This window comes from Streptomyces sp. NPDC020597 (assembly GCF_044335095.1).
In the GTDB taxonomy this organism is placed as follows: Bacteria; Actinomycetota; Actinomycetes; order Streptomycetales; family Streptomycetaceae; genus Streptomyces.
Genome location: NZ_JBIRUL010000039.1, coordinates 23,147 through 47,760 on the forward strand (window position 1 = coordinate 23,147; position 24,614 = coordinate 47,760).

Below are 24,614 nucleotides of genomic sequence, written 5' to 3' on the forward strand. Positions count from 1 at the left end.
AGCCGCCAGGGGCGGTCTTTCGCGCGCCGTCGAGGACTGCCGCGCTCTGCCACACACGGCCCGAGGGCACGGCACCGACCCGTCACCGGCGGTGCCGGGCCCTCGCCGCCCGTAGGGTGTTCGAGATCCGCACCGTCAGTATTCCGCCGGTCCGCAGCTGCGGTTGCCGACCGAGGCCGAGTGGGAGTACGCCTGCCGTGCGGACACTACTGGCCCGCGGTACGGCCAGCTCGACGAGGTCGCCTGGTACCAGGGCAATTCCGATGGGCGTATCCACTCCGTCGGCGGCAAGCAGCCCAACGCATGGGGCCTGTACGACATGCTGGGCAACGTGTGGGACTGGTGCTGGGACGTCTACGACGCCGAGGTGTACGGGGTCTACCGGGTGGTGCTCCGCGGTGGCGGATGGGCCGACGAGCACTGGAGCTGCCGGGCGTCGGTGCGGCGGCGCAGCCACCCGACCTTCCGGATCGACGACGTGGGATTTCGCATCGTGCGCTCCGCACCACTGCCCCGGCCGTAGCCGTCTCATTTCCGGATCGGTCAGTTAAGCGGGGGTGGCTGCATCCGAAGTCGGCCGACGCGCCCTAAATCGAAGCGGTCGACGAGAAGGCGGAGGCGTCGGAGCGGCGCCGCGGGGACTCGGCGGACCCGTGGATTGCGATCGCCTTGTCCCATCGGCCCGTCCGTTGCCGTCACTGCCCTGGTTCGGAATCCATCAGACGTCCCCGGCCCCGGCCCGAGCCGCCGGTCAGAACCCGGAAGGCGCCCCGATGTTCGTGCTGATCTTGCCGTGCTGGGAGTGCGACCCGTAGGCGACCCTGATGAAGATGTTGGAGCTGCGGCCGTTCAGCGTGGCGGTCTTCGTCGTCCAGACACCGTCGCACTCGCTGAACGAGGCGCTCTTCCCCGAGTCGGATGCGATCGCGTTCGCCTTGGCACACACACCGTCGGTGTCGTCGTCGAGCAGCTGGAACTTCACGGTCTGCCAGTAGACGTTGTCGTGGATGTTCTTGCCCCAGGTGACCGTGCAGTTCCTGGTCCTGGCGTGGACCGTGCCGCCGCTGTCCGACACGTACAGCGATGCACAGTCGACGGTCCTGGTGCGGTCGCCGGTGTCCGCGGAGGCCGTTGTCGGCGCGACGGCCGCACCGACCAACGACACGGTCAAGGCCAGACCGGACACGGCCGCGAGCCTCGGTCGTGACGGGCGGGGCGAGGATACGGATGAGGAAGCGGACATGAGAGTCCCCTTTCTGGAATCACTGATTACTGGGATCACCACGAAGGCCATGGCCGCGCGGGCTCTCAGAGGTCGCGCGGCGCATATGTGCATCGTGCTGCCAGGACCTTGCGGAAACCTTGCGGCACACGTGGCGCTCCCGGTACGGCGCTCGATGGCATCCATGGTCGCGGTACCGGATTTACTCCACCACCACCGCGGCGGTGCGGGCGGTTTCGGCACAGCGCGGCGCTCAAGCGGAGCATCGTCACCGACATCCTCGGCCTGCTGCTCGGGGTGGTGCCGGCCACGGCCGCGAGCGTGCAGGACTCCGTCGCCGGCACCCATTTGGCCGACGAGGCGGTCGCGCCGCCTGTCCCGCCATCAGCAAGGTCTGGGTCGACGACGGCTACTGCCGGCACTTCATCGGCCACGCCGCCCCAGGAGGTAGGTGGCGCGTTCGTACTGCGGGTGCATCGCGTCGCTGGTGACCACGTATCGGCCAGACCGTGGATGCTCGCCAGCAGCGGCGGGAAGCAGGTGCTTCGGCCCATTGAGCCTAGGAAGTGAATGCACTGGTCCGTCCGCCCGGCGACGGCGGGGTTTGTGTGTCGATCACGGTCATGTCGGAGGCCGTGTTGCTTGATCACGGTCGTGTCGGGAGGCCGGGATGGGTTTGTCGCGGACAGAGCTGTTCGCGGCGATCCGGAGGGACAAACGTCTTGATCCGGAGCTGTCGCAGCGGGCTCTGGCTACGGAGGAGTAATTGTCAAGACCTGTGGATGGGAGCCGCGCCGACCCAGCGGTGGTATGCGTCCACGTCGACGTTGCTGCCGCACACGATGGTGACGACGTGTCGGCCGGCGAAGCGGTCGCGGTCTTCGAGGATCGCCGCGATGCCGAGCGCAGCCGAAGGTTCGACGACGAGGCCGGCGTGGTTGAGGAGCATCCGGATACCAGAGATGATCGACGCCTCCTGGACCAGGACGGCGTCGTCAGCGACCAGGAGGAGGTCGTCCAGGACTGCCGGGATGGGACGTCGGCCGGCGACGCCGTCGGCGATGGTGTCGGTCGAGTCGGTGGTGACGACACGTCGCTGGTGCCACGAGTGTGCCAGCGCCGGTGCGCCCAGCGGCTGGACGCAGATCACCTCGACGTCGGGTGCCAAAGCCTTCATGACATGACCCACGCCGGTGGCCAGCGCCCCGCCGCCGAGGGCGATCAGGACGGTGTCGAACGTCGTTGCAGTGTCCACCAGTTCCAGGCCGATGGTCGCCGCACCCTCGCAGGTCTCAATGTCCAGGCTGTCTTCGACCAGCCGGATGCCGTCGTACCGTGCGATGGCCGCTGCCCGTTCGCGAGCCAGCTCGTGGTCGCCGTCCACCAATTCCAGCCCGGCGTCCAGTGCGCGGATGCGATCAAGCTTGGCCCGAGTCGCAAAGCGGGATGCCACGACGGTGACGTCGAGCCCCCGGCCGCGACCGGACCACGCGAGGGCTTGGCCAAGGTTTCCCGCGCTCGCGCACACCACGGCTCGCGAGGCGTTGTCGGCCAACAGGCCCGCGACGACCTCGGTGCCGCGGGCCTTGAAGCTGCGGACCGGGTTCGCCGTTTCCAGCTTGATGCTCACCGTGCACCCGAGGCCGGGCTCCAGCGCCTCGCAGCGGTACAGCGGAGTGTCGAGAAAGACCGGGTCGATCACCCGGCGAGCCGCCCGGATCCGAGCAGTGTCGAGACGCGTCTCCTGCACGAACAGCAGCGTAGCGCCATCGGCGCGGGTTTCATGAACAACTGTCAGGAGTTGCAGGCCGGTTGAGGTGTGCCACGCAGCCGGTGGGTTCCTCGGGGCGTTCGACGAGGTGACCGTTCTCGAAGCGGGCTCGGATCCGGGCGGCTCGCCGCCCGTCGCGGACGTGGGCGAGGATCGATCACTCGGGAAGGCACGCCCTCCGCGGTCCGCGAGGCACCCCTCCCGGGGCCGATCCACAGGTCTTGAGCATTGCTCGTCATCGCACCTCTGTGTGGACCACGCTCGAGGGGCCCTGGCGCCAACTCGCACCAGGGCCCCGAAGGAACTACACCATCTGCCGGCCCCAGGGATGCGCCGGCCTCCTGTTTCCGCGAGTCCGGCCTGAACACTGCCGGGGATGCGGGGATCGCGGTTGCGTGACCGGAGACCACCTCACTATCGATGTCCTGCGGTACCCGGACCTCCTGCTCGCCCGGGCGATCCTGATGGCGCGGACTCCTCCGTTCCTCCCTCTGATCCGTCATTCACCCAACCGGTACTGCCGGTGGCCTGGAACAGCGCCACCCTTCGGCAGCCGGCCCCGTCGCCCGTCCTGCAACTACCCTGGCTTCGGAACTCCACCGCCGCCGCCGCACCGTCCTACGTACGGTAAATGCGCACTACTGCCCGGCAGTTCATCTCCGCTGGGCCCTTCTTTCCTCGACTACGAGAGAAACCGTAATCGGCCTGATGCCCAATGTCTACTCCAGCAAGCACAGATTTCCGTCAGCCTGGCTGCTAGGTAATCGCTGGTGAACGGGACAGCTGACGAACGGGACAGTGGAAAGGGCGGACCGCTGCCCGTTGCAGCCGGGCAGCCGCGCCGGCCGGGCTACGCAGCCGCGGGCTGGACCCACCACGAGGTGGGTGAGAGAGATCAAGAAGTAACGCCGACCAGCGCAAGGACCGGCCGATCCGGGCGGCCTGCGGCCCCACCGGCGAACGGGAGATCAACGTCCGGCAGACGGATGGCAAGCGCCACCCGTACGCCCCGGCGATCCTGTGCCTGAGAACAGCGGGAGCGTTCGGGAAGGCCCGAGTGCGCCGCGCGGCGGCTCGAACCTGCGAGAAGCTTCTGGCGGCCCGCCACGAGGACGTCGGCCGGTCCGTGCTCCCGGCTCCCTCACGCCGCGGGTCGGTGCCTCGCACTGGGAGCCACTGCAGGGTCCCGAGCTCAGGGGGCGGCGATCCAGCGCCGGATGGCGTCGTTGACGCCGTCGTCGAGGGCGCTCAGTACTTCCACTGCGTGCAGGTCTCCCGGCTCGGGCGCGACGCCCGCCCGGATCAGCGCCGCGTGCAGCTCCAGGCGGCGGCGGTCGGCCGGAGCCATCCCCCGGGGCAGCGGCCGACCCGGGCCGGTGGCAGGCCACGGTTTCTCCTCCTCGGCCGCCCGCGCCTGGGGCGGCACACGCCAGTCTTCGTCCCCCCACTGCTCCCCCGCCTCCGCCCCGCTCAGCGTCGTACTCACGTCGACGCCGCAGCGGTAGGGGTCCAGGACCAGCTCGGGCAAGGTCACGGCGGCCGGTGGGTACTGCCACTGCTGCATACAACCTCCATTGTTCGGCGTTCGCTCGGTGTCCAGGAGGCGCCCTGGCCGTCCGGCAGTTGCAGGAGCCGCGGCCAACCACCCGAACGCCCCCAAACCCATCTCGTCACACCGCTACGCCACCCGGCACATCCGTGCAGGTCAAGGCCGTTGCGCCGTGCCCCGAACTTTCATCGGCCGTCGACGACTGCGAGGGCGTCGGGCGGGTAGAGGGCGATCCAGGAGCCCGCTTCTGCCGGGGCTGCCGCGTGCGGATGCGCGTCGGCCGCGTGGCCGGGCGAACGCGGAGGCGGTGGGAGTCGGCGGACGGCTGCGTGCGGGTCAGTAGGGTGGTGGCTGAAGCGAGGGAGGAGCAGTTGAGAGCGTCGCGAACCCTGGCGACCCTGGACGAGGTCGCCACCGGTGACCACGTCTGCCAGATGCTGGATCCGGCGGACGACGTCATGGACCGCAGTCGGGCCTTCGTCGCCGACGGCGCGCTCTTCGGTGACAAGGTGGTGATCGTCGGACCGGCCATGCAGACGCAGAGCGAATTCGCCCGGCTGGTGCTCGACCCGGCCCGGCTGGAGGGTTCCTTGCTGGCCGCCGTGCGACGCGAGGCAGCCAGCGCCGGGCGGGAGGGATTCCGCTCGCTGCGGGTACTGCACCACGCCTGTCCCGACGGCTCCGCACAGCGCTCGGAGGAGCTGCTGCGCAGCGAGCTCGAGCTGGACGAGTTCGCCGCCGACAGCGGCGCTCTGGTGGTCTGCGCCTACAGCGGCGTCGGCTGGGACGCTCCTACACTGGATCAGATCAGGTGCGTGCACCCCCACCATCTGGGCAGCCGTCCGGCTTCACCCTCATTCCAGGTGTACCGGACGAGAAAGGACGGCTGGACGGTGAACGGGGTCATCGACAGTGAAGGCGCCTCCGCCTTCGGGGCCGTCCTGCGCACTCTGCTCGCCCAAAGGGCGACGGTGCGCCTGTTCTGCCACGCCCTGGATTTCCTCGATGCGGCCGGGATGAGTGCCCTGGCCGACGCGGCCGGACGACTGCCGGATCGCAAGGTGGTCCTGGAAGGGACGAACGAGACCGTGCGGCTGGCCTGGGAACTGTCCGGCCTCGCCGCTCCCCGCGTACCGGTGGTGATGGCGCTGTGACCACCTCCCGTCCCCCTTCCGTGCCCGGCACGCCTCCCGAGCCCTCCGCCACCGGGTACCGCCATGAGCTGTATCCGTACTCCGGTCCGAGCGAGTTCGCCGAGGGCACGCTGGGCTTCATCCAGGAGGCCCTCGACGGCGACGAGGCCGTCGTCGTGGCCGTACCGCAGGACAAGGCCTCCTTGCTGCGTGCGCAGATCGCCGACGACGCTGCGGTGCGCTACGTCGACACCACTGCCACGGCGCACCACCCGGGCCGGCTCATCGGAGCCTGGCAGGCGTGGATCAAGGAGCATGCCTCCGACGGGCGCCCGGTGCGCGGGATCGGCGAGTCGCCCTGGGACGAGGCTCGCAGCCATGCCGAGGCCCAGGAACTGCGCTATCACGAGTGGCTGCTGAACAAGGCCTTCGCCGACAGTGCGGCCTGGTGGCTGCTGTGCCCCTACGACGTCACCGGCAAGGCGGCCGCGCTGGAGGAGATGACCCGCTGCCACCCCGAGATCCGCAGTGGCGGGCGCACGGTGCCGAGCGCGGACTACGACCCCGAGGCGCCGTACGCCTTCGTTGCGCTGACCGACCCCTGTGACCCCTACGACGAGTTCGTCTACACCAGTGGTGACCTGACGGCGGTGCGGGAGAGGATCGAACGCTGTGCCGAGCGGCACGGCGTGGGCGGCCGACGTCTGCGCGAACTGCACCTGGCTGCCACGGAGGTGGCGGCCAACAGCATCCGGCACGGCGGCGGGCACGGTGTGCTGCGGACCTGGAGCGAGGACCGCCGGCTGATCTGTGAGTTCCGCGACGCCGGTTACATCGACAATCCCCTGGCGGGCCGGTCGAAGCCCAACGGCACGCAGGTCGGCGGACGCGGTCTGTGGCTCGTGCACCAGCTGTGCGACCTCGTCGAGATCCGCTCCACCGCGGACGCCGGCACCACGATCCGCCTGCACACCGAACTCCCCGGCTGACGGCTCCGAAGCCCGGCGCCGGATCGGTCCCCCGGTCACCGTCGGGAACAGAGTCATGAGGTTCCGGCGCCGGGCTTCGGTCTCCTTGGAGCAGAAGCCGCTTTGTGCTTGTCACTGCGAGCCTGTCGCCACCAGCCTCGCGGTGACGGGTTCGAGCTCGGTGACCAGTTCGTCGCGTTCGGCGGGTGTCAGGCCGTCGTAGGGCGGGGCGGCGAGCTCGTCGGTCCGGGCCTCGATGCGCCGCTTGGTCGCGCGGCCTGCGTCGGTGAAGTGGCCGTCGGAGTCGACGAGCCCGCGCTCGCGCAATCCGTCCATGACCGCGGTCAGCCGCTTCTTCGGCAGGTGATGGATGCGTCCGAACGACTCCGGCGGGTGGATGCCCATGTCCAGCGCGGACAGCACGTGGGCCTCCGTGCCGCCGACCCGCTCCCCGACCAGAGCGGCGATGTGCCCGTCGCCGCGATGCTCGCGCAGCATGGTCGCGGAGTGCCACAGCCGGGCGACCGGGTCGCTCGGCACCGCAAGGGTGCGCATCCCGGCGTACATCACCCGGCCTGCCGTGGGCGCGCTCGTCGCGGCCTTGGTGGTCAGGTCGGCAGCACGCGACACTCCCGGGGAACCGGCCAGCTCGTCACCGAGGATCCGCCGCAGGGAGGCCGCGCTGCCCCGCTCCCGTGCGGCGACGGACGCCTCGGGCGGGATCGTCTCCCACGCACTCGGAATGTGCCGCGCGACCTCCTCGGCGGCGAAGTTGTAGAAGGCGGCGTGTACGACGTCTGCCGGCACCCGGCCCAGCGGGGCGGCGCGGCTGGCGAAGTAGCCGTCCCAGTAAGTGCGGTGGCCGAGCGCGGTCAGTTCCTCATTGCACTCGTCGGCGAAGTAGGTGACCAGGCAGATCGGCTCCAGGAGCTCGTACATGCGACGCGCGATGTGGGTCATCGGATGCGAGGGCGTCGTGTCCATCGGGTTCTCCCTTTGCTCAGGTGTGCCGACTTGGACCGTCCGGCACACCGGAACTCATCGCCGGCTGAGAGCCCTTCAAAGGTGCTGGCAGACGTCGCCCCTGGGCAACCGTCGCGGTGGGGATCGCGGCGTGTGGCACTGCCTCGTGATCGACGTCCTGCCGGACGCGCGTTCCGTAGTCACCCGCGGGGCGTGGCCTGGCCGCGCAAACCGGCCGACTCGGCGCCTCTGGGCAGGCTGTACCTTGCCTCGCTGTCATCTGCATCCGATCACGAGGCTCACTGAGAGCTCGGGGCGTGTGTTCGCGCTGTGCAGCGCCTCCGGCCGCAGAGAAGGGGGTTGCCACTTCCTCCGGCTCGCCTCGATCGCGAACGCGACCGTCAGGCATGGCGAGCGAAATTGACAGGGTTTGCACACGGGGCGAACCTGGAACAAGACGCCCTGCATGGGCCCGTCAGCATGAACGGGCACGTGCGAACCATCACCGGGGACGGGCCGTGCATGAACAAGGTCAGCCTCTGACCACTCGCTCAACCGCGCGGGCGGCTGACAGCCGTGGCTGGTCACCGAGGTGTCGCCGACGACGACGCCCGGCTCGGCGGCCATCCGCACCACCCGTAGGCCAGTTCGCGGATACGGCGCGCGGCATCTGCGTACGCGCCGCCACCATGCTGGCCTCGGCCGTGGAAGGGGCGGCGTACGCAGAGCACGCCACGATGGGGCTGTCCCGGATCGAACAGGACACGCTGTTCCTCCAGCACGTGCACGCAGCCCTCGTGGAGCACTGCACGGAGCAGGCCGGCCGCCTGACGGACCGTAGCTGAAGCGGCTCGTGGCCCTCGTGCCGCGCCTTCTCCTCGTCCGGCCCCGGGACCGTCTGATACGCGAAGTCACGCAAGGAAAGGACGGCGTCATGTCCGAAAGATACGTCGACGACGAGGACGTGAAGGCGGTCATCGAGAGGACCGACACCGGCGATGGACCCGGCATCGACAACCTTGACGACCTTCCGGAGAGCGACTTCGTCGGCTTCGCCGAGGACGGCCTCCACGCGACCCCCACCATCCCTTACGACTGTCCCGTCGCGGACTTCATCGACGAGCTCAACGCGACGGGCCATGTCACCCACACCTCGTACCAGAAGACGTCGGTCACGCTGCACCACAACGCCGGCCGGCTGTCGCACCAGGATGTGCTCGACGTGTGGAGGGTACGTCCGGCTTCGGCCCACTTCGACGTGGACGCCGCGGGCGCCGTCGCCCAGTACGTCAAGGTGGACGAGTACGCCTGGGCCGTCGGCAACCCGGTCGGCAACCAGAGCTCGATCAGCATAGAAATGGCGAACGCCACGCTCGCGCCCGACTGGACGGTCGGCGAGACCGCCTGGAAGAACGCCGCACGTCTCGCGGGCTGGCTCTTCGCCAAGGTGATCGGCGAGCGCCCCGGCAACGGCAACCTCTTCTACCACCACCACTGGAAATCGACCGTCTGCGCCGGTCCGTACATGGACCAGATCTACGACGAGGTCCTCGCCGCGACGCGAGTGTCGTACGACTACTTCAAGGACGCGCACTCCAGCTTCCGGCCGGATACCGAGCCGGTACCGGTCGATCGCCGGCGCTGACCAGTCGGGGCGAGCGCAAGGCCCGCCCGGTCGAGCTCGGTGTCAGCGGCGGCACCTACCTGAGCCATCGAGGCGTGGAACGAACACTGGGACCCACTCACGTTCGGCCCTGATCGCACCGTCGGCGTCATCGTCGTCTCCCAGCGCGGTTGCGCCCTGCGTGATCGGCTGGTGATCAGCGGCGCGCATCGAGGGACGATCTGGCCCGACGAACGGTCGGGCGAGGTCGACCTCGCCCCGCCTCGCGAGCAAGGCGGGACTCCAGTGCCAGGTGGCAGGTGGGAGGTGGCAGGTCGTGGTGCTGGACCCAGCGGACGTCGAGGACAGAGATGATCACGCAGGCCCACGGCCGGCATCCCGCATCCGGGGCCGCACGCCGAATGCCTCGTGACCGTCGGTCGAGTGTGGTTCGCTGCTCGAGTGACTCAGGACTTGGAGATCGTCGCATTCGAATCCGTCGAGGCATTCCAGGAATGGCTCGGCGAGAACCATGCCGTCTCGCCCGGCATCTGGCTCAAGCTTCGCAAGAAGGGTCCCGGAATCATCGCGCTGGACTACTCCGAGGCGCTCGACGTGGCGCTCTGCTACGGCTGGATCGACGGCCAGAAGGCCAAGTTCGACGACGATTGGTGGCTCCAGCGGTTCACCCCGCGCAAGCCGAGCAGCAGGTGGTCCAAGGCTAACCGGGACAAGGTGACCGCCCTGGTCGAGCAGGGCCGGATGCGTCCGCCGGGACAGGCCGAGGTCGACCGCGCCAAGGCAGACGGCCGCTGGGAAGCGGCTTACGACGGCGCGAAGACCGCCACGGTGCCGGACGACCTCACGGCTGCCCTGACCGCTGACCCGGCCGCGGCGGCGTTCTTCGAGACGCTGGACCGGCAGAACCGCTACGCGATCCTGTACCGGATCCAGGACGCCAAGAAGGCCGAGACCCGGGCGCGCCGGATCGAGAAGTACGTAGCGATGCTGGCGAAGGGCGAGAAGCTGCACCCGTAGTGACCGAGAGAGACCGGGGCCGTGCGCAGCCCCGTGTGGTTCTCGTGGTTGGTCGGCGCCGCGTCAGGTCAGCCCGCCGTCTGCTGGATGGGTTCCGGGGTGGCCGTCCGGCGGCGCCGGGCGGCCAGGCCGAGTGCGGCGGTGGCCCCGGCCCCGGCGAGGGCCAGTACGCCCAGGGCGTTCGCCAGGGTGCCGGCGGCGGAGGTGAGCGCGAGGACCACGAGCGGGCAGATGAACTGGCCGAGGAAGAAGGAGCCCGTCCACAGGCCGGTGCCGCGGCCACGGTCGGCATAGTGGAGCTTGGACATGGCGAGGGTGAGAAGGCTCGGCAGCATGATGCCGCTGCCGAGGCAGTTGATCACCGCGCCGGCGGTCAGTACGACGGGGTCGGGGGCGAGCCAGATGACCGCGAAGCCGAGGGCGGACAGGCCGAACGCGGTGGGCAGCCAGGCTTGCGGGCTGCGGCCGGACTTGGCGAAGACGACGGCGCCGATCACGACCGCTGCACTGGAACCGGCTGCGGCCAGTCCGATCACGCCGGGGTTGCTCACACCCACGTCGTCCAGCAGGAACGCCATCTCCACCTGGACCGTGTAGAAGAGGACGGCGCCGAAGAGGGTCAGCGCGCAGGTGCCCGCCAGCGGACGCCAGGGGAAGGGCCGCTTGGCCATCGGTTCCGCGGCGGCGGGGGCGGGCTCGTCCGTTCGGCCGGCCGGCCGGGGCCGGGGCAGGAAGGCGGCCATGGCGGGGGCGAGCAGCAGGCTCACGGCGTACGCCCAGAACGGTGCACGCCAGCCGGCCGATCCGGCCGCGCCGCCCAGCACGAAGAAGGCCGTCGCGGAGATCGAGGCGCACATCGTCTGCATCGCGAGGTAGCGGTCGCGCTGCCGGCCCGAGTAGTAGTCGCCGATCAACGTGGTGCTGCAGGTCATGATGGCGGCTTCGGCGACACCGACGAGGGCGCGGCTGGCGACGATGACGCCGAGGGAGTCCAGCCACAGGGGGGCGGTGCCGAGGATCGCGTACAGCACGGTCGAGACGACGAGGAGGCGTTTGCGGCCGAGCCGGTCGACGAGGACGCCGGCGAAGGGGGCCAGCAGTGCCAGGGAGAGGGCGGGGACGGTCAAGGCCATGGGGACGAGCACGTCGGCGCCCGGCACGTCGGCGAAGTGGTCCTGCATCTGCGGCAGGACGGGGGCGATGAGCACGGCTCCCAGGATGGGCAGACAGGCGCCGGCCATCAGCAACGTGAGGCGAAGCCGGTGGCCGGGGCCGGACACGGCCTGCTCGGGCGGGGCGTCCGCGACAGCCGCGGGAGACGGGGACGAGAGCGGGGGCATGGGTGCAGGCATGCGGGAACTCCACGTGGCGGGTCGGGAGGGGGACGGGACGGTGCAGCCGTCGTGGTCGGGCTGCCCGGTATCCATGGCAGGTTCGGAGCGGGGAGCCGACGACTGCCGGGCGTCGCGGCGTACCGGCTCGCCGGGCGTCGCGGTGTACCGGCTCGCCGGGCGTCGCGGTGTACCGGCTCGCCGGGCGCCTACCAGGTCCCGGAAGTGGGAGACGGGTGCGGTTCCGGCGCCGGGTGGAGACGACTATGGGCCAGCGGACAGGTCCTGCCTAGCCCTCATCCGATCGATATCGAAGATGTGGATCATCCGAGCCTTGGATGCCAGGCACGTGCACTGGCCCGCTATCTCGGTGCGACCGTGGCGATACGGCCGGGCTCGGAAGCTGCCAGCTGCGCTCCCACGCGGGCAGCGGTCTCGCGCAGCCAGATGTGGGCCGCGTCGTGGGTGTGCACCGGATGCCACCACAACGCTTCCTGGAGAGGGACCGCCCCGTAGGGGGCTTCCATGAGGCGTACGGCGGCCACGCCTCGCAGCAGCTCGGCCAGGCGCTGCTGGACCAGGGCGATCCGGCGGGTGCCGGCGACCAGGAAGGGCAGCGCCTGGAAGCTGTCGACGGAGATCTCCACGTGGGGATCGACGCCGAGCATGCTCAACTGGCGGGCGGCCGGAGCGTCGTAGGCGCGCTGGTAGACGACCCAGGGCAGCCGTGCCAGGTCGTCCATGGTCAGCTGGTCGCCGACCTCGTCGTTCGTCTCGGCCACCAGGAAGGCCCAGCGGTCGGTGAACAGGTCGACGGCGGGGAAGCCGCTGATGACGCCGCGCGGCATCAGAAGCCCGTCGGCCGTGCTGAGCAGGGGTGCCGTGTCCTCCGTGACGTCGATGGGCGTGCGCTGGAAGCGCAGCCGTACCCCTGGGGCCTCGGCGTGCACGGTCCGGGCGAGCTCGGCGCCGAACACGGCGAGGGCGTAGTCGGAGGTGAGCAGGGTGAACTCGTGCTCCTCGCTGCCCGGGGCGAAGTCGGCCCTGCTGCTGAAGACCCGTTCCAGCAGGTCGCAGGCGGTCGAGGTGCGGTCCAGCAGGGCGCGGCCGAGGGCGGTCAGTTCGTACTGTCTGCCGACGCGCGAGAGCAGGTCGTCGTCGAAGTGTCGGCGCAGGCGGGCCAGGGCCGCGCTCATCGCCGGCTGACTGAGCCCGACGCGCTGCCCGGCGCGGGTGACGTTGCGTTCCTGCAGCGGGCCCGCAGGGACAGGACGAGATTGAGATCGAGGCCGGAGAGGGACACGACGCCTCCAGAGCGAGGCCGCTTGCGGCGGCGACATTCACACCACGGATGATCAACATCTAAAGAATCTATTTCCCAGATTAATCGGTGGGGGTCACATTGGTCCCACCGCAATCTGGAGGACATTCCCGTGAAACCCGCAGCCCCTTCCGCGCCCTTTTCCGGACCCTTCGCCCTTGGCGTCCTCTCCGCCTCTGACCAGGAGCCTTTCCCCGGTCTTGTGATCGCCGGGGGGCGCGTGCTGGATCTTCCCACGGCTCTCGGGGAGCCGGCCCTGACGACCCGGAGGATCCTCGAGCGCTGGGACGAGATGCTCCCTCGCCTGCACGAGCTCGCGGCCGACGAGACGGCCGACTGGCGGCCGTTGGAGCACCTGCGGGTGCACGCGCCGGTCGAGCCCCGCCAGGTCTTCCAGTCCGGCGCCAACTACCGGCAGCATGTGATCGACTTGGAGGTCGCCCACCGCTCCCCCGACGACCCCCGCACCGGGGAGGAGGCTCGTGCGGAGATCGCCGCGGTCATGGACCGGCGGGCGGCCGAGGACCTGCCGTACGTGTTCATCGGCCTGCCGAGCGCGATCACCGGCCCCTTCGACGACGTCGTGCTTCCGGACTGGGCCGAACAACCGGACTGGGAGCTGGAGTTGGCGGCCGTCATCGCCGGGCCCGCCTACCGGGTGACGGTCGAGGAGGCCCTGGAGTACGTCGCCGGCTACACCATCGCCAACGACCTCACCGACCGCGCCACCGTCTTCCGTCGGGACATGAAGGCCATCGGCACCGACTGGCTGCGCTGCAAGAACGCCCCGGGCTTCACCCCGCTCGGCCCGTGGATCGTGCCCGCCGAGTCGATCGCCGACCCGGGCGACCTGCGCGTCACGCTGAAGCTCAACGACGAGACGATGCAGGACGAGTCCACCAAGGACATGCTCTTCGGCATCGCCCGGCTGGTGTCGTACATCTCCCAGACCTCCCGGCTGCTGCCCGGCGACGTGGTGCTCACCGGGAGCCCGGCCGGCAACGGCATGCACTGGGGACGACTGCTGCGCGACGGTGACGTCATGGAGGGCTCCATCACGGGTCTGGGCGCGCAGCGCACCCGCTGCGTCGCGGAGAGGACCGCGTCGTGACGGCCCCGCTCGACCCGACGGACGCCGAGGGCGCGATCGCCGAGGCCGCCAAGCGGTTTTCCAACTGGGGGCGTTGGGGCGAGGACGACGTGCTCGGCACGCTGAACTTCCTCGACGAGGCCAAGCGCCTCGATGGTGCGGCACTGGTCCGCCGGGGCGCGAGTTTCTCACTGTCACAGCCGTTCGACATGAACGGGCCGCAAAAGGGCTGGCGCCGCCGCACCAACCCCGTCCACACCATGCTGGACACGGGAACGGACGCGGCGCTGGGCAACCAGGGCTTTCCGCACGGCATCGGCGGCGCCGACGACGTGATCGCGATGCCCCTGCAGTGCTCCACCCAGTGGGACGGGCTCGGGCACATCTTCGACCACGGCAAGGCGTGGAACGGCCGCGACGCCGCGAAGACCGTCACCTCGGACGGCGATCTGGTCACCGGCATCGAGCACATGGCCCCGTACGTCGCCGGGCGCGCCGTCCTCCTCGACGTCGGCCGGGTGATCGGCGACGAACACGGAGAACTGCCGGACGGTTTCGCGATCACCGAGGAACACCTGACCGCGACGGCCGAGGCGCACGGCGTGGCCGTCGGCCGCGGGGACATCGTCGTCGTCCGGACCGGGCGGCTGACACGCGCCCGCCGCGAGGGCTGGGGCGACTACGCCGGCGGAGACTCTCCCGGTCTGTCCTTCACCACCGTCGGCTGGCTGCACGCGAGCGAGATCGCCGCGATCGCCACCGACACATGGGGCTTCGAGGTACGGCCGAACGAGTTCGACGGCGCCTTCCAGCCTCTGCACCAGGTCGTCATCCCCAACATGGGCCTGCTGATCGGCGAGATGTGGGACCCCGACGCGCTCGCGGACGACTGCGCCCGCGACGGCGTGTACGAGTTCTGGCTCACCGCCGCGCCCCTGCCCATCACCGGAGCCGTCGGCTCCCCCGTCAATCCGGTCGCCGTCAAATGACCCGCCCAACAAAGGAGTCGGCCATGGAAGGAAAGAGAGTCCTGGTCGTCGGAGGGGGCACCTCCGGCAATGTGATGACCGTGCTGCTGCGGCGGGCGGGCATCGACGTCGACCTCGTCGAGGCCAGACCGGACTGGAACGTACGCGGCTCCGGCATCACCCTTCAGGGCAACGCCCTGCGCGTGCTGCGCGAGATCGGAGTCTGGGACGAGGTCCGCGAGCACGGCTTCGGCTTCGACTCACTGGGGCTGACGACGCCCGACGGCACCGTGCTGCACGTCGGCGAGGTCCTGCGCACCGGCGGAGACGACCTCCCCGCCACTCTGGGCATGCAGCGCCCGGTACTCCAGCGCATCCTCGTCGACGCCGTCCGGGCATCCGGCGCGAACGTCCGGCTCGGCACCACCGCCGAGATCCTCACCGGGGACGACACGTCAGCGACCGTCCGGTTCAGTGACGGCACCGAGGGCCGCTACGACCTCGTCGTGGCCGCCGACGGCCTGCACTCCGCGACCCGCGCCGCCATAGGCATCGACGTCGAACCCGAGCCGACCGGTATGGCCATCTGGCGTGTCCCGGCGCCCCGCCCGGCCGGAGTGGAGCGCAGCGACCTCTCACACGGCGGACCCTGCTACATCGCCGGCTACACACCCACCGGCAAGGACACGGTCTACGCCTATCTGGTGGAGGCCGGCCGCGACCGCGCCACGATCCCGCCCGAGTCCTACGCTCGGGAGATGCGCCGCCTCGCCGAGGGCTACGGCGGTGCCTGGGACGAGATCCGTGACTCGATCACCGACCCGGCGCAGGTGAACTACACCTGGTTCGACCGGATGCTGGTCGAGGGGTCCTGGCACCGGGGCCGGGTCGTCCTCGTCGGCGACGCCGCGCACTGCTGCCCGCCCACGATGGCCCAGGGTGCGGCCATGGCCCTGGAGGACGCCTGGGTGCTGTCCCAGCTGCTGACCAGCGGATCCGCGTGGGACGAGGAACTGCTCACCCGCTACTACAAGCGGCGGATCGACCGGGTCCGGATGGTCGTCGAAGCGTCCGTGCAGATCGGGCAGTGGCAGCTCGACGACGTGCCCGGTGACGTGCCCGGGCTGCTGGCGGCCACCATGCCGGTGCTCAAGGAGCTCCCGTGACGGTCCACCCGCCCCCGGCTACCGCTGGGATTCGGCCCCAGCCCGACCCCCGCCCCTCGTCCAGCGTCGACGCGCACCCCGTTAGGACGGGTCCCTCGTCCAGCGTCGACGCGCACCCGGTTCGGACGGTGGACGTGCACGCGCACCTCCTCGTGCCCGAGATCGAGGCCCTGGTGGCCGACCTGCCGGGTCTGGCAGAGGCCAAGGCCCTCGACGCCCGCCGCAACGGGCCCGCGGCCCGGGCCGTCAGCGGCCCCATGGTCGCCGAGCGCATTCCGAGGCTCACGGACGTGGCCGTGCGACTGGCCGGGATGGACGCCCAGGGCGTGGACGTCCAGCTGGTCAGCCCGTCCCCCTCGCACTACCACCACTGGGCCGACGAGGAGACGGCCGAGAAGCTCTACCGGCTTGCGGGCGAGGCGACGGCCGCGCACTGCGCACAGGCGCCCGACCGGCTGCGGGGGCTGGGGGTCGCCCCCCTCCAACATCCGGAGCAGGCCGTGCGAGCCCTCGAGCACGCCCAGGACCAGGGACTTCTGGGTGTCGAGATCTCCAGTCACGCACCGGGCCGCGAACTGTCCGACCCCGCGTACGAACCCTTTTGGACCCGGGCCGAGGAGACGGGCGCGATCCTCTTCCTGCACCCCTTCGGCTGCACGCTCGACGAGCGCCTCGACCGGTGGTACCTGTCCAACACCGTCGGCCAGCCCACCGAGAACGCCGTGGCTCTCTCGCACCTGATCTTCTCCGGAGTACTGGACCGGCATCCGGAGCTGAAGGTCGTCGCCGCGCACGGGGGCGGCTATCTGCCCACCCACATCGGCCGCTCCGACCACGCCTGGTCGGCCCGCTCCGACGCGGGCGCGGGCTGCGCCCACCCGCCCAGCAGCTATCTCAAGCGCTTGTACTTCGACTCCTTGGTCCACGACCCGCAGGTACTGCGGGCGCTGATCGGCGCGGTCGGCGCGGACCGTGTGCTGCTCGGCTCCGATTTCCCCTTCGACATGGGCACCGAGGACCCCGTGGGCGCACTGCGCGCCGCACGCCTGCCCGACGACGACTTCCACGCCGTACGCGGCGGCAACGCGACAACGCTGCTGCGCCTCACCTGAACCCGCACAGGAGAACCGCCATGAGCGCACGCCTGCTCACCCATCTGCGGCACGTCGACCTCGCCGTGCCCGACTACGACAAGCAGCTCGACTTCTACGCCGGCGTCTGGGGCCTGACCCAGGTCGCCGAAGACTCCGGCATCTCCTTCCTCGCCGCCGAGGGCAGCCCCGAGCAGTACGTGGTGCGGCTGCGCAAGGCGGAGGAGAAGCGCCTCGACCTCGTCTCGTACGGCGCCGGCTCCACCGAGGACGTGGACACTCTCGCCGAGCGACTTCTCGCGGGAGGCGTGGAGTTGATCTCCCAGCCGGGCAAGATCGACACACCCGGCGGCGGGTACGGCTTCCGCTTCTTCGACGTCGACGGCCGCACCGTCGAAGTCTCCGCCGATGTGGACGTACGGCAGCACCGCAAGATCGAGGAGAAGGAGTCGATCCCGGTCAAGCTGTCGCACGTCGTGCTGAACTCGCCGGACCTCGACAGGACCCGCGAGTGGTACGAGACCCACCTCGGCTTCCGTCACTCGGACACGCTCAGCTCGCCGCACATGGGCGAGGTCATGCACTTCATGCGGATCTCCAACCAGCACCACTCGATGGCCATCGCGAGAGGCCCGCACACCTCCCTGCACCACGTCTCCTTCGAGATGCGCGGCCTGGACGAGTACATGCGCGGCTCCGGCCGCGTGATCCGCGCCGGTTTCAAGAAGGTCTGGGGGCCGGGCCGGCACCTGGCGGGCGACAACACCTTCACGTACTTCCTGGACCCGCACGGCAACACCGTCGAGTACACGACGGAACTGGAGCTGCTGGACGAGGACACCTGGCACCCCCACGTCTACGACTTCTCCCAGCCCGAGGTCACCGACCAGTGGGGCACCGCCAATCCCATGAACGAACTGATCGCCAAGGAGTCCTTCAACGACGTCGACCGCGGCTGCTTCGTCGCCCCGCCGGTCTGACCTCCTCGAACCCCGGGGACGCGGTAGCCCAGTCACCGCCCTGACGCCTTTGCCGCGTCCCCGGTTCCCACCGCTGTCGAAGACCGCCGGAGCCTGGAGCCGTGCATGCGTTTCGCCACCTATGAACACCGACACCAGCGACAGGTCGCCGTCGTGGAGAAGGACGGCACCCTCCACCCGGTACCCGGGGCGCGCTCGCTCATGGAGCTGATCAGCTGCGGCGACGGACTCGACGCGCTCCTGCACGCCGGTGCCGCCACGCTCGACGTCCCGCCGGGCCCTCACGTGTCCGCGGTGCGGCTGCTGCCACCGCTTCAGCCGCCCACCGTGCGGGACTTCGTCACCTTCGAGGAGCACGTCGAAGGGGTACGGCGATCCGTGGACGGCGTCGGCGGGGTGCCCGACGCGTGGTACGACGCCCCGACGTTCTACTTCACCAACCCGTACGCCGTCATCGGCGCCCATGACGACGTCCCGATGCCGCCGGGCAGCGAAGCCCTCGACTTCGAGCTGGAGGTCGCCGCCGTCATCGGCCGGGAGGGGCGGGACCTGACGCCGGAACAGGCACGGAACCACATCATCGGCTACACGGTCTTCAACGACTGGTCGGCCCGCGACCTGCAGTCCCGCGAGATGCAGGTCCGCCTCGGCCCGTGCAAGGGCAAGGACACGGCCGCCACTCTCGGCCCGTACCTGGTCACCGCCGACGAGCTGGAGCCGTACCGCGACACCGACGGCCTTCTGCGCCTGGCGCTGACCGCCTCGGTGAACGGCGAGGTCGTCGGCGAGGACCTGCTGTCCAACATGAGCTGGACCTTCGAGGAGATGGTCGCCTACGCCTCGCGGGGCACCGTCGTCCGCCCTGGCGACGTGCTCGGCTCCGGCACCTGCGGGAACGGCGGCTGCCTCGCCGAGCTGTGGGGCGTCCGGGGCGAGCAGTCCCCGCCCTCGCTGAAGCCGGGCGACACCGTCACCCTCACCGTGGAGGGCATCGGCACCGTCTCCAACACCGTGGTCTCGGGCAGGAGGCCCGAGCCGCTGCCGACCGCCCGCCGCCGCACCCGGGAGCGGCCGTGAACGACCTGCACCCCAAGCGACTCCTCGGCAAGGTCATCGTCGTGACCGGCGCCGCGCGCGGCCAGGGCGCCGCCGAGGCCGAGGCCCTGACCCGCGAAGGCGCCCACGTCATCGCCATCGACGTGACCGAGGCCCCCGGCTGCCGCCACCTCGACGTCACCGACGAGGAGCACTGGGCGGAGCTGGCCGCCGAACTGAGCGAGTCCTACGGCCAGGTGAACGGCCTGGTCAACAACGCGGGCATCACCTGGCGCGCCCGCCTCGGCGAAGTGACCCCCGACGACCTCGCCCGAGTCCACGCCGTCAACGTCGCCGGCCCGCTCCTTGCCATCCAGCACCTGACGCCGCTGATGCCGCCCGGCTCGTCCATAGTCAACGTCGGTTCCACCGCAGCTCTCACCGCCCACTACCCGGTCGCCTACACGACCAGCAAATGGGCACTGCGCGGCCTGTCGAAGACCGCGGCCGCGGAGCTCGGCCCGCGCGGCATCCGCGTCAACACGATTCACCCCGGCTTCATCGAGAGCGAGATGACCGCCTCCGCCGCCCCGGCCTTCCGCGAGGCGAACATCCGCGAGACCCCGCTCGGCCGCACCGGCACGGTGGACGAGGTCGCCCCGCTCGTGGTCTTCCTTCTATCCGACGAGTCCTCCTTCATCACCGGCGCCGAGATCCCGGTCGACGGCGGACTCACCGCGCATGGCGGTGTCAAGTCCATCTCGGATGCTCTGGGCTCAGCTGCCGTGGATTCGGCTGCTTCGAATCCGCTACGGCATGGAAACGGCTGGAAGGGAAGGTGCCCCTGATGTCGGGCACGGCCGACGGTCCGTGACGCGCGGCGACGCTGCGGTTCGGGGGCCGGGGCAGCTCGCACTACAGACCCACTACAGAGACCAGTCGGGATCGGGGGGTGCCGGCGTGGGGCTGCAGGGAGCCGTCGAAGGCTGCGGGTCCGACAGTGAAGGCTTCGGCTCCGGCTGATGCGGGTGCCTGTATCCGGTCCGTGCCGGTGATGGAGCCGGAGATGACCAGGCGGCCGGTGGTGGCGGCGCGGGCGGCGCGGACCAGGTCGAGAGGGCCGGCATCGGTGGCGCGGTACGCGAGGAGGTCGACGCCGGCGCAGCCCGCTGCCTCCGCACTTCGGCAGTCGTTGACGATGCGGTCCGGGGCGCCGCCGCGGCGGGTGGGGCGCCCCACTCGTCACACCCTTCGGTTTCGTCCCCGACGGCACCGGCTACCACCTCCTCAGCCGTCGATCACCCGAGCAGGACGGACGCGTTCGCCGGTTGACGGCATGGCTGCGGGCCAGGACGAGCCGGCTCGAGAACGATGCCGAACCAGTGTGACCGCTGGGTGGGACAGGGGTCACTCCGGAGGACTAGGACACCCACCTCGACGTCGGCTTCAGTGTGTCGGAGGACGAGCAGGCCCCAGCGGTATGACCCGCATGATTCAGCGAGGCAGGGTGACGAGCCCCATCTCATAGGCGGAGATGACGAGTTGGACCCGGTCCCGGGCGCCCAGTTTGGTGAGCAGCCGTGACACATGCGATTTGGCGGTGGCCACCGTGATGAAGAGGTCCTCGGCGATTTCGGTGTTCGACCGGCCGCGTCCGACCAGGGCCAGCACTTCACGTTCCCGCTCGGTGATGCCCTTGACCGGCCGTGGGGAGCGCTCCGGGACAGGCGCGGGGCGCCCGATGAAGTCCGCGATCAGACGGCGTGTCACACCCGGCGCGATCAGTGCGTCGCCGGCGGCGACCACGCGGATCGCCGCGAGGATGTCGTCCAGCGCCATGTCCTTGACCACGAAGCCGCTCGCGCCGGCCCGGAGCGCGCCGTAGACGTGGTCGTCCTCGTCGAAGGTGGTCAGGATGAGGACGCGTGTGGCTGCCGGACCGGCCGTGATCCGGCGGGTGGCCTCGATCCCGTCCATGCCGGGCATCCGGATGTCCATGACCACGACGTCGGGGCTGGCTTCCCTGACCAGTTGGACGGCCTCGGCGCCGGTGGCGGCTTCACCGACGACCTCCAGATCGCTGTGATCGGACATGAGCACGCGTAGACCGGACCGCACCAGGGGCTGGTCGTCGGCGAGCACAACGCGGACGGTCACTGGTGGACCCTCCTCTCCACGGGCGCTGAGAAGGTGCCTGTGATGAGATGCCGGTGAGAGCCGGGGTGACGGCCCGCAGTGGTCATCGGGTCTCCACCGGAACTCCGGCCGGTGCGGGCAGCGGCAGGCTGGCCGCCACCCGGAAGCCGCCCTCAGGGCGGGGCCCGGCGCTCAGGTGGCCGCCCAGCAGACCGACCCGCTCCCGCATCCCGATGATGCCGAAGCCGTGGGCCGAGCCGTTCCCGGTGGTGCCGCGCCCGTCGTCGACGACCTCCACGGACAGTTCCCCGTCTCCGTAGTCGACGGCCACCCGGCAGCGCCCGGTGCCCGCGTGCCGGACCACGTTGGTCAGCGCCTCCTGCACGATGCGGTAGGCGGACAGATCGATGACGGTCGGCACAGGACGCTGCTCCCCGCTGAGGCGTACGTCGACGTGTACTCCCGCGTCCGCGGTCGCTGCCGCCAGCCGCTCGACGTCCGCCAGCCCCGGCGACGGTGCGAGCGGCGACTGCTCCGAGGGGGGCGCACCACCCCGGTCGGCCCGGCGGAGCGAGATCAGCGTGCGCCGAAGGCCCGAGAGGGTCTCTCTGCTGGTGGCCTCGATGGCGCGCAGGGCCTCGTGCGCCTGTGCCGGCTGGGTCTGGATGACCCGGCTGCCCACACCGGCCTGGATGGCGATGATGCCGATGCTGTGCGCGACCATGTCGTGCAACTCCCGTGCGATCCGCAGCCGTTCGGCGGTCACGGCCTCGGCCACCTCCTGCGAGCGCAATGCCACCGCGTGCTCGCGGCGCTCGCGGCTCAGCAGACCGGCCATGCAGGATGCGGTCGTCGCCAGAAGGGCGATCACCGCGTTGACGGCCAGGTCGTCCCCGTGCGCGAAGACCCCGATCACCAGGAGTTGCACGGCGGCAGACACGGCCACGGCGACAATCGAAACGCGCCGGACGCAGGTGGTGACGATGAAGCCCAGGACGAGGTCCACCGCCAGATACGACAGGAACTGGCCCTGGTACGACGCCGCCGAGCTCTCATGGCCGGAACTCGGAGGACCCACCACGACAGCGGTGGATCCGAAGAGCGCCATGGCCAGAGCCAGCAGCGGCATCCGCCGCACCACGCCGGCGAGCAGGCTCACGGCCAGCAGTGCCCCGACACCGTGAACGGTGCCCGACGCCCGCGGCGCGGCCCCCACCAGCAGACCCACCACGAGGAGGTAGGAGACGCCCCCCGCCCAGGCCACAGCCTCGGCTCTCGTCATCGGCGGCACTCCCTCCCGGGAGCAACCCAGCGGTGCGCGACGCGCGCAGGCAACAAAGTGATCGTCATGAGGTTCACGCCGTGAGACTAACCGGCCACCGCCGGCGCGGCATCAGTCCGGGGACGTACGCCCACGGGCCAACCCGACCGCACGATTGCCGCCCACGGCACCATGTCCGGGCGGGGGTCCTCTCGGCAGTGTGGGTGCCGTGATCGAAGTCAGCGAACTCACCAAGCGCTACGGCAGCAAGACGGCCGTCGACCATCTGTCCTTCACCGTGCGGCCGGGTCAGGTCACCGGATTCCTCGGCCCCAACGGCGCCGGCAAGTCCACCACCCTGCGGATGATCCTCGGCCTGGACACGCCCACCACCGGCGCCGCCACCGTCAGCGGCGTCCCCTTCCACCGCCGCCCACGCGGACTGCGACACGTCGGCGCCCTCCTCGACGCCGGACATGTCCACGGCGGACGCAGCACCGCCGCCCACCTGACCGCCCTGGCCCGCAGCAACGGCATACCGCGGTGCAGGGTGAAAGAGGTGCTTCAGGAGGTGGGGCTGGCCGAGGTGGCCAACCGCCGCATCGGCGGATTCTCCCTCGGCATGAAACAGCGCCTCGGCATCGCCACCGCCCTGCTCGGCGACCCGCCCGTGCTCGTGTTCGACGAGCCGATCAACGGCATGGACCCGGAGGGCGTCCTCTGGGTACGTCGGCTCTTCCGGCGCCTGGCCGCCGAGGGGCGCACGGTCTTCCTCTCCAGCCACCTGATGTCGGAGATGGAGAACACCGCCGACCAGTTGGTCGTCATCGGCCGAGGCCGCCTCATCGCCGCCGAGCCGCTGAGGGACTTCGCGGCCCGCGGCACCCGTAGCGGCGTCGTGGTCGCAACACCGCAGGCCGCCGAACTGGCGGCGGTGCTCACCGCGGCGGGCGCCTCGGTCGAGCCGGAGGGCTCGGCGGGCACCGAGAAGCTCGCCGTGACCGGGCTCCCGGCGGACCGGATCGGCGCGCTCGCCTTCGAGAACCGCATCCGGCTGGACGAACTGACCACCCGTACCGCCTCACTGGAGGCGGCCTTCATGGAACTCACCGCCGACAGCACCGAATACCTGGCAGGACAGCCACGATGAGCACACTCGCCTCCGCCCCCCAGGCCGGCCCCGCCGCCGGGGCGCCCGCCCGCTTCCGCGACCTCCTCGCCTCCGAGTGGATCAAGACGCGGTCCCTGCGCTCCACCCCGTGGACGCTCGGGCTCACCCTCCTGTTCGTCATCGGCTCCGCCGCCGTGGCCTCGCTGGCGGACAAGGGCGCGGGCTCCGGCCCCGCTGAGTTCCGGCCCTTCGACTCCTACCCGGCGGCCGGCTACTGGACGCTGATGCTCGTCGCCAGCAGCATGGGCGCCCTCACCGTCGTGAGCGAGTACAGCAGCGGTCTGATCCGCACCACAACCGTGGCCGTCCCGGCCCGCGGCTCGGTCGTGCTGGCCAAGGCGGCCGTCACCACCGCGCTGTGGACCGCCATCGGCACGGCCGCCTCCACCGGTTCCTTCCTCGTCTCCCAGGCCATCCTGGACGGGCACCACGCCGGCGTTCCGATCACCCACCCCGGGGTGGTGCGGGCGCTGGTGGCCTCCGCGTTGCTGGCCCCGGTCTGCGCCCTGGTCGGTCTGGGCCTCGGCGTTCTGCTCCGGCATGCCGCCGGGACCATGGTCACCGCCGTCTTCACCCTGCTGATGCTGCCCCCCATGTTCTCGGAGGACAACCGCTGGTCGGCGGACATCAAACACACACTGGTGGCGGCCGCCTGGAACCGTCTGGTCCAACCCTGGGAGCCGGAATCCGGATCCCTGGGCTACACAGCCACAGTCCCCGGCTCCTGGCTCGTGTACACGCTCTGGCCGCTGATCACGGTCGCACTCGCAGTGCTCGTCGTGAGGCGCCGCGACGTGTGAGTGTGCCTCCAGAGGCG

General features: G+C 70.4%; 22 protein-coding genes and 2 pseudogenes. 15 read left to right on the forward strand and 9 right to left on the reverse strand.

Translation table 11 applies throughout. The features are described 5' to 3' along the window. Window positions 1-160: 160 nt before the first annotated feature. Window positions 161-523: pseudogene (locus ACH4ZA_RS36595) on the forward strand (formylglycine-generating enzyme family protein); the annotation flags it as partial. A 228-nt stretch (window positions 524-751) separates the two neighbouring features. Here the strand turns inward: ACH4ZA_RS36595 and ACH4ZA_RS36600 are convergent. From ACH4ZA_RS36600 to ACH4ZA_RS36610, 3 genes are all read right to left on the reverse strand, one after another. Continuing rightward, window positions 752-1,186: a hypothetical protein gene (locus tag ACH4ZA_RS36600; protein ID WP_398433426.1), complete on the reverse strand. Its 435-nt coding sequence runs from the start codon at window positions 1,184-1,186 to the stop codon at window positions 752-754. Window positions 1,187-1,991: 805 nt separating this feature from the next. Continuing rightward, a complete protein-coding gene (locus ACH4ZA_RS36605) occupies window positions 1,992-2,972 on the reverse strand; it encodes a threonine/serine dehydratase (RefSeq protein WP_398433427.1) in 981 nt (326 codons plus the stop codon). Between the two features lie 1,213 nt (window positions 2,973-4,185). Next, window positions 4,186-4,557 carry a hypothetical protein gene (locus ACH4ZA_RS36610; RefSeq protein WP_398433428.1) on the reverse strand — a complete coding sequence of 124 codons (372 nt, stop codon included), beginning with the start codon at window positions 4,555-4,557 and terminating at the stop codon, window positions 4,186-4,188. Between the two features lie 356 nt (window positions 4,558-4,913). On the opposite strand from ACH4ZA_RS36610, the gene ACH4ZA_RS36615 reads away from it, so the two are divergent. Together ACH4ZA_RS36615 and ACH4ZA_RS36620 are read left to right on the forward strand one after the other, a co-directional pair. After that, the gene (locus ACH4ZA_RS36615) at window positions 4,914-5,696 is read left to right on the forward strand and encodes an MEDS domain-containing protein (protein WP_398433429.1); all 783 of its coding nucleotides are present in this window, start codon (window positions 4,914-4,916) and stop codon (window positions 5,694-5,696) included. Then, window positions 5,693-6,664: an anti-sigma factor RsbA family regulatory protein gene (locus tag ACH4ZA_RS36620; protein ID WP_398433430.1), complete on the forward strand. Its 972-nt coding sequence runs from the start codon at window positions 5,693-5,695 to the stop codon at window positions 6,662-6,664. Before ACH4ZA_RS36615 ends, ACH4ZA_RS36620 begins: the two co-directional genes overlap by 4 nt. A gap of 111 nt (window positions 6,665-6,775) precedes the next feature. On the opposite strand, the gene ACH4ZA_RS36625 is transcribed toward ACH4ZA_RS36620, so the two are convergent. Then, window positions 6,776-7,627, reverse strand: a complete 852-nt coding sequence (locus tag ACH4ZA_RS36625; RefSeq protein ID WP_398433431.1) for a MarR family transcriptional regulator — start codon at window positions 7,625-7,627, stop codon at window positions 6,776-6,778. 668 nt (window positions 7,628-8,295) lie between these two features. Here ACH4ZA_RS36625 and ACH4ZA_RS36630 point away from each other — a divergent pair. The 3 genes from ACH4ZA_RS36630 to ACH4ZA_RS36640 all read left to right on the forward strand — a co-directional run bounded on the left by ACH4ZA_RS36630 (window position 8,296) and on the right by ACH4ZA_RS36640 (window position 10,247). Continuing rightward, window positions 8,296-8,451: a hypothetical protein gene (locus ACH4ZA_RS36630; RefSeq protein WP_398433432.1), complete on the forward strand. Its 156-nt coding sequence runs from the start codon at window positions 8,296-8,298 to the stop codon at window positions 8,449-8,451. A gap of 89 nt (window positions 8,452-8,540) precedes the next feature. Next, window positions 8,541-9,251, forward strand: coding sequence for an N-acetylmuramoyl-L-alanine amidase (locus ACH4ZA_RS36635; protein WP_398433433.1), 711 nt, complete (start codon window positions 8,541-8,543; stop codon window positions 9,249-9,251). A gap of 402 nt (window positions 9,252-9,653) precedes the next feature. Further along, entirely contained in the window at window positions 9,654-10,247 is a 594-nt protein-coding gene (locus ACH4ZA_RS36640) for a YdeI family protein (protein ID WP_398433434.1), read from the forward strand. 68 nt (window positions 10,248-10,315) lie between these two features. Here the strand turns inward: ACH4ZA_RS36640 and ACH4ZA_RS36645 are convergent, their stop codons facing one another. Together ACH4ZA_RS36645 and ACH4ZA_RS36650 are read right to left on the reverse strand one after the other, a co-directional pair. Further along, complete coding sequence (locus ACH4ZA_RS36645; RefSeq protein ID WP_398433435.1) at window positions 10,316-11,599, reverse strand: MFS transporter; 1,284 nt, start codon at window positions 11,597-11,599, stop codon at window positions 10,316-10,318. A gap of 341 nt (window positions 11,600-11,940) precedes the next feature. Beyond that, a pseudogene (locus tag ACH4ZA_RS36650) lies at window positions 11,941-12,881 on the reverse strand (LysR family transcriptional regulator). 130 nt (window positions 12,882-13,011) lie between these two features. Between ACH4ZA_RS36650 and ACH4ZA_RS36655 the strand changes: the two are divergent. From ACH4ZA_RS36655 to ACH4ZA_RS36685, 7 genes are all read left to right on the forward strand, one after another. Next, a complete protein-coding gene (locus ACH4ZA_RS36655; protein WP_398433436.1) occupies window positions 13,012-14,010 on the forward strand; it encodes a fumarylacetoacetate hydrolase family protein in 999 nt (332 codons plus the stop codon). Further along, window positions 14,007-14,978 (forward strand): cyclase family protein, encoded by a 972-nt coding sequence (locus ACH4ZA_RS36660; protein WP_398433437.1) that lies wholly within the window; start codon window positions 14,007-14,009, stop codon window positions 14,976-14,978. The genes ACH4ZA_RS36655 and ACH4ZA_RS36660 overlap by 4 nt, the downstream gene beginning before the upstream one ends. 23 nt (window positions 14,979-15,001) lie before the next feature. Next, complete coding sequence (locus tag ACH4ZA_RS36665; RefSeq protein WP_398433438.1) at window positions 15,002-16,123, forward strand: FAD-dependent oxidoreductase; 1,122 nt, start codon at window positions 15,002-15,004, stop codon at window positions 16,121-16,123. A gap of 134 nt (window positions 16,124-16,257) precedes the next feature. Continuing rightward, window positions 16,258-17,235 carry an amidohydrolase family protein gene (locus ACH4ZA_RS36670; protein ID WP_398433439.1) on the forward strand — a complete coding sequence of 326 codons (978 nt, stop codon included), beginning with the start codon at window positions 16,258-16,260 and terminating at the stop codon, window positions 17,233-17,235. Window positions 17,236-17,255: 20 nt separating this feature from the next. After that, a complete protein-coding gene (locus tag ACH4ZA_RS36675) occupies window positions 17,256-18,194 on the forward strand; it encodes a VOC family protein (RefSeq protein ID WP_398433440.1) in 939 nt (312 codons plus the stop codon). Between the two features lie 105 nt (window positions 18,195-18,299). Then, the gene (locus ACH4ZA_RS36680; protein ID WP_398433441.1) at window positions 18,300-19,271 is read left to right on the forward strand and encodes a fumarylacetoacetate hydrolase family protein; all 972 of its coding nucleotides are present in this window, start codon (window positions 18,300-18,302) and stop codon (window positions 19,269-19,271) included. Then, entirely contained in the window at window positions 19,268-20,077 is an 810-nt protein-coding gene (locus ACH4ZA_RS36685) for an SDR family NAD(P)-dependent oxidoreductase (RefSeq protein WP_398433442.1), read from the forward strand. The genes ACH4ZA_RS36680 and ACH4ZA_RS36685 overlap by 4 nt, the downstream gene beginning before the upstream one ends. Before the next feature lie 67 nt (window positions 20,078-20,144). Here ACH4ZA_RS36685 and ACH4ZA_RS36690 read toward each other — a convergent pair whose 3' ends face one another. The 3 genes from ACH4ZA_RS36690 to ACH4ZA_RS36700 form a co-directional block, all read right to left on the reverse strand. Then, entirely contained in the window at window positions 20,145-20,468 is a 324-nt protein-coding gene (locus ACH4ZA_RS36690) for a hypothetical protein (RefSeq protein ID WP_398433443.1), read from the reverse strand. Window positions 20,469-20,723: 255 nt separating this feature from the next. Then, entirely contained in the window at window positions 20,724-21,386 is a 663-nt protein-coding gene (locus tag ACH4ZA_RS36695; RefSeq protein ID WP_398433444.1) for a response regulator, read from the reverse strand. Window positions 21,387-21,468: 82 nt separating this feature from the next. Beyond that, complete coding sequence (locus ACH4ZA_RS36700; RefSeq protein WP_398433445.1) at window positions 21,469-22,647, reverse strand: sensor histidine kinase; 1,179 nt, start codon at window positions 22,645-22,647, stop codon at window positions 21,469-21,471. 208 nt (window positions 22,648-22,855) lie between these two features. Here ACH4ZA_RS36700 and ACH4ZA_RS36705 point away from each other — a divergent pair, with 208 nt between their 5' ends. Further along, window positions 22,856-23,776 carry an ATP-binding cassette domain-containing protein gene (locus tag ACH4ZA_RS36705; protein ID WP_398433446.1) on the forward strand — a complete coding sequence of 307 codons (921 nt, stop codon included), beginning with the start codon at window positions 22,856-22,858 and terminating at the stop codon, window positions 23,774-23,776. After that, on the forward strand, window positions 23,773-24,597 hold the full coding sequence (locus ACH4ZA_RS36710; RefSeq protein WP_398433447.1) for an ABC transporter permease: 825 nt from the start codon (window positions 23,773-23,775) through the stop codon (window positions 24,595-24,597). The genes ACH4ZA_RS36705 and ACH4ZA_RS36710 overlap by 4 nt, the downstream gene beginning before the upstream one ends. Window positions 24,598-24,614 lie beyond the last annotated feature (17 nt).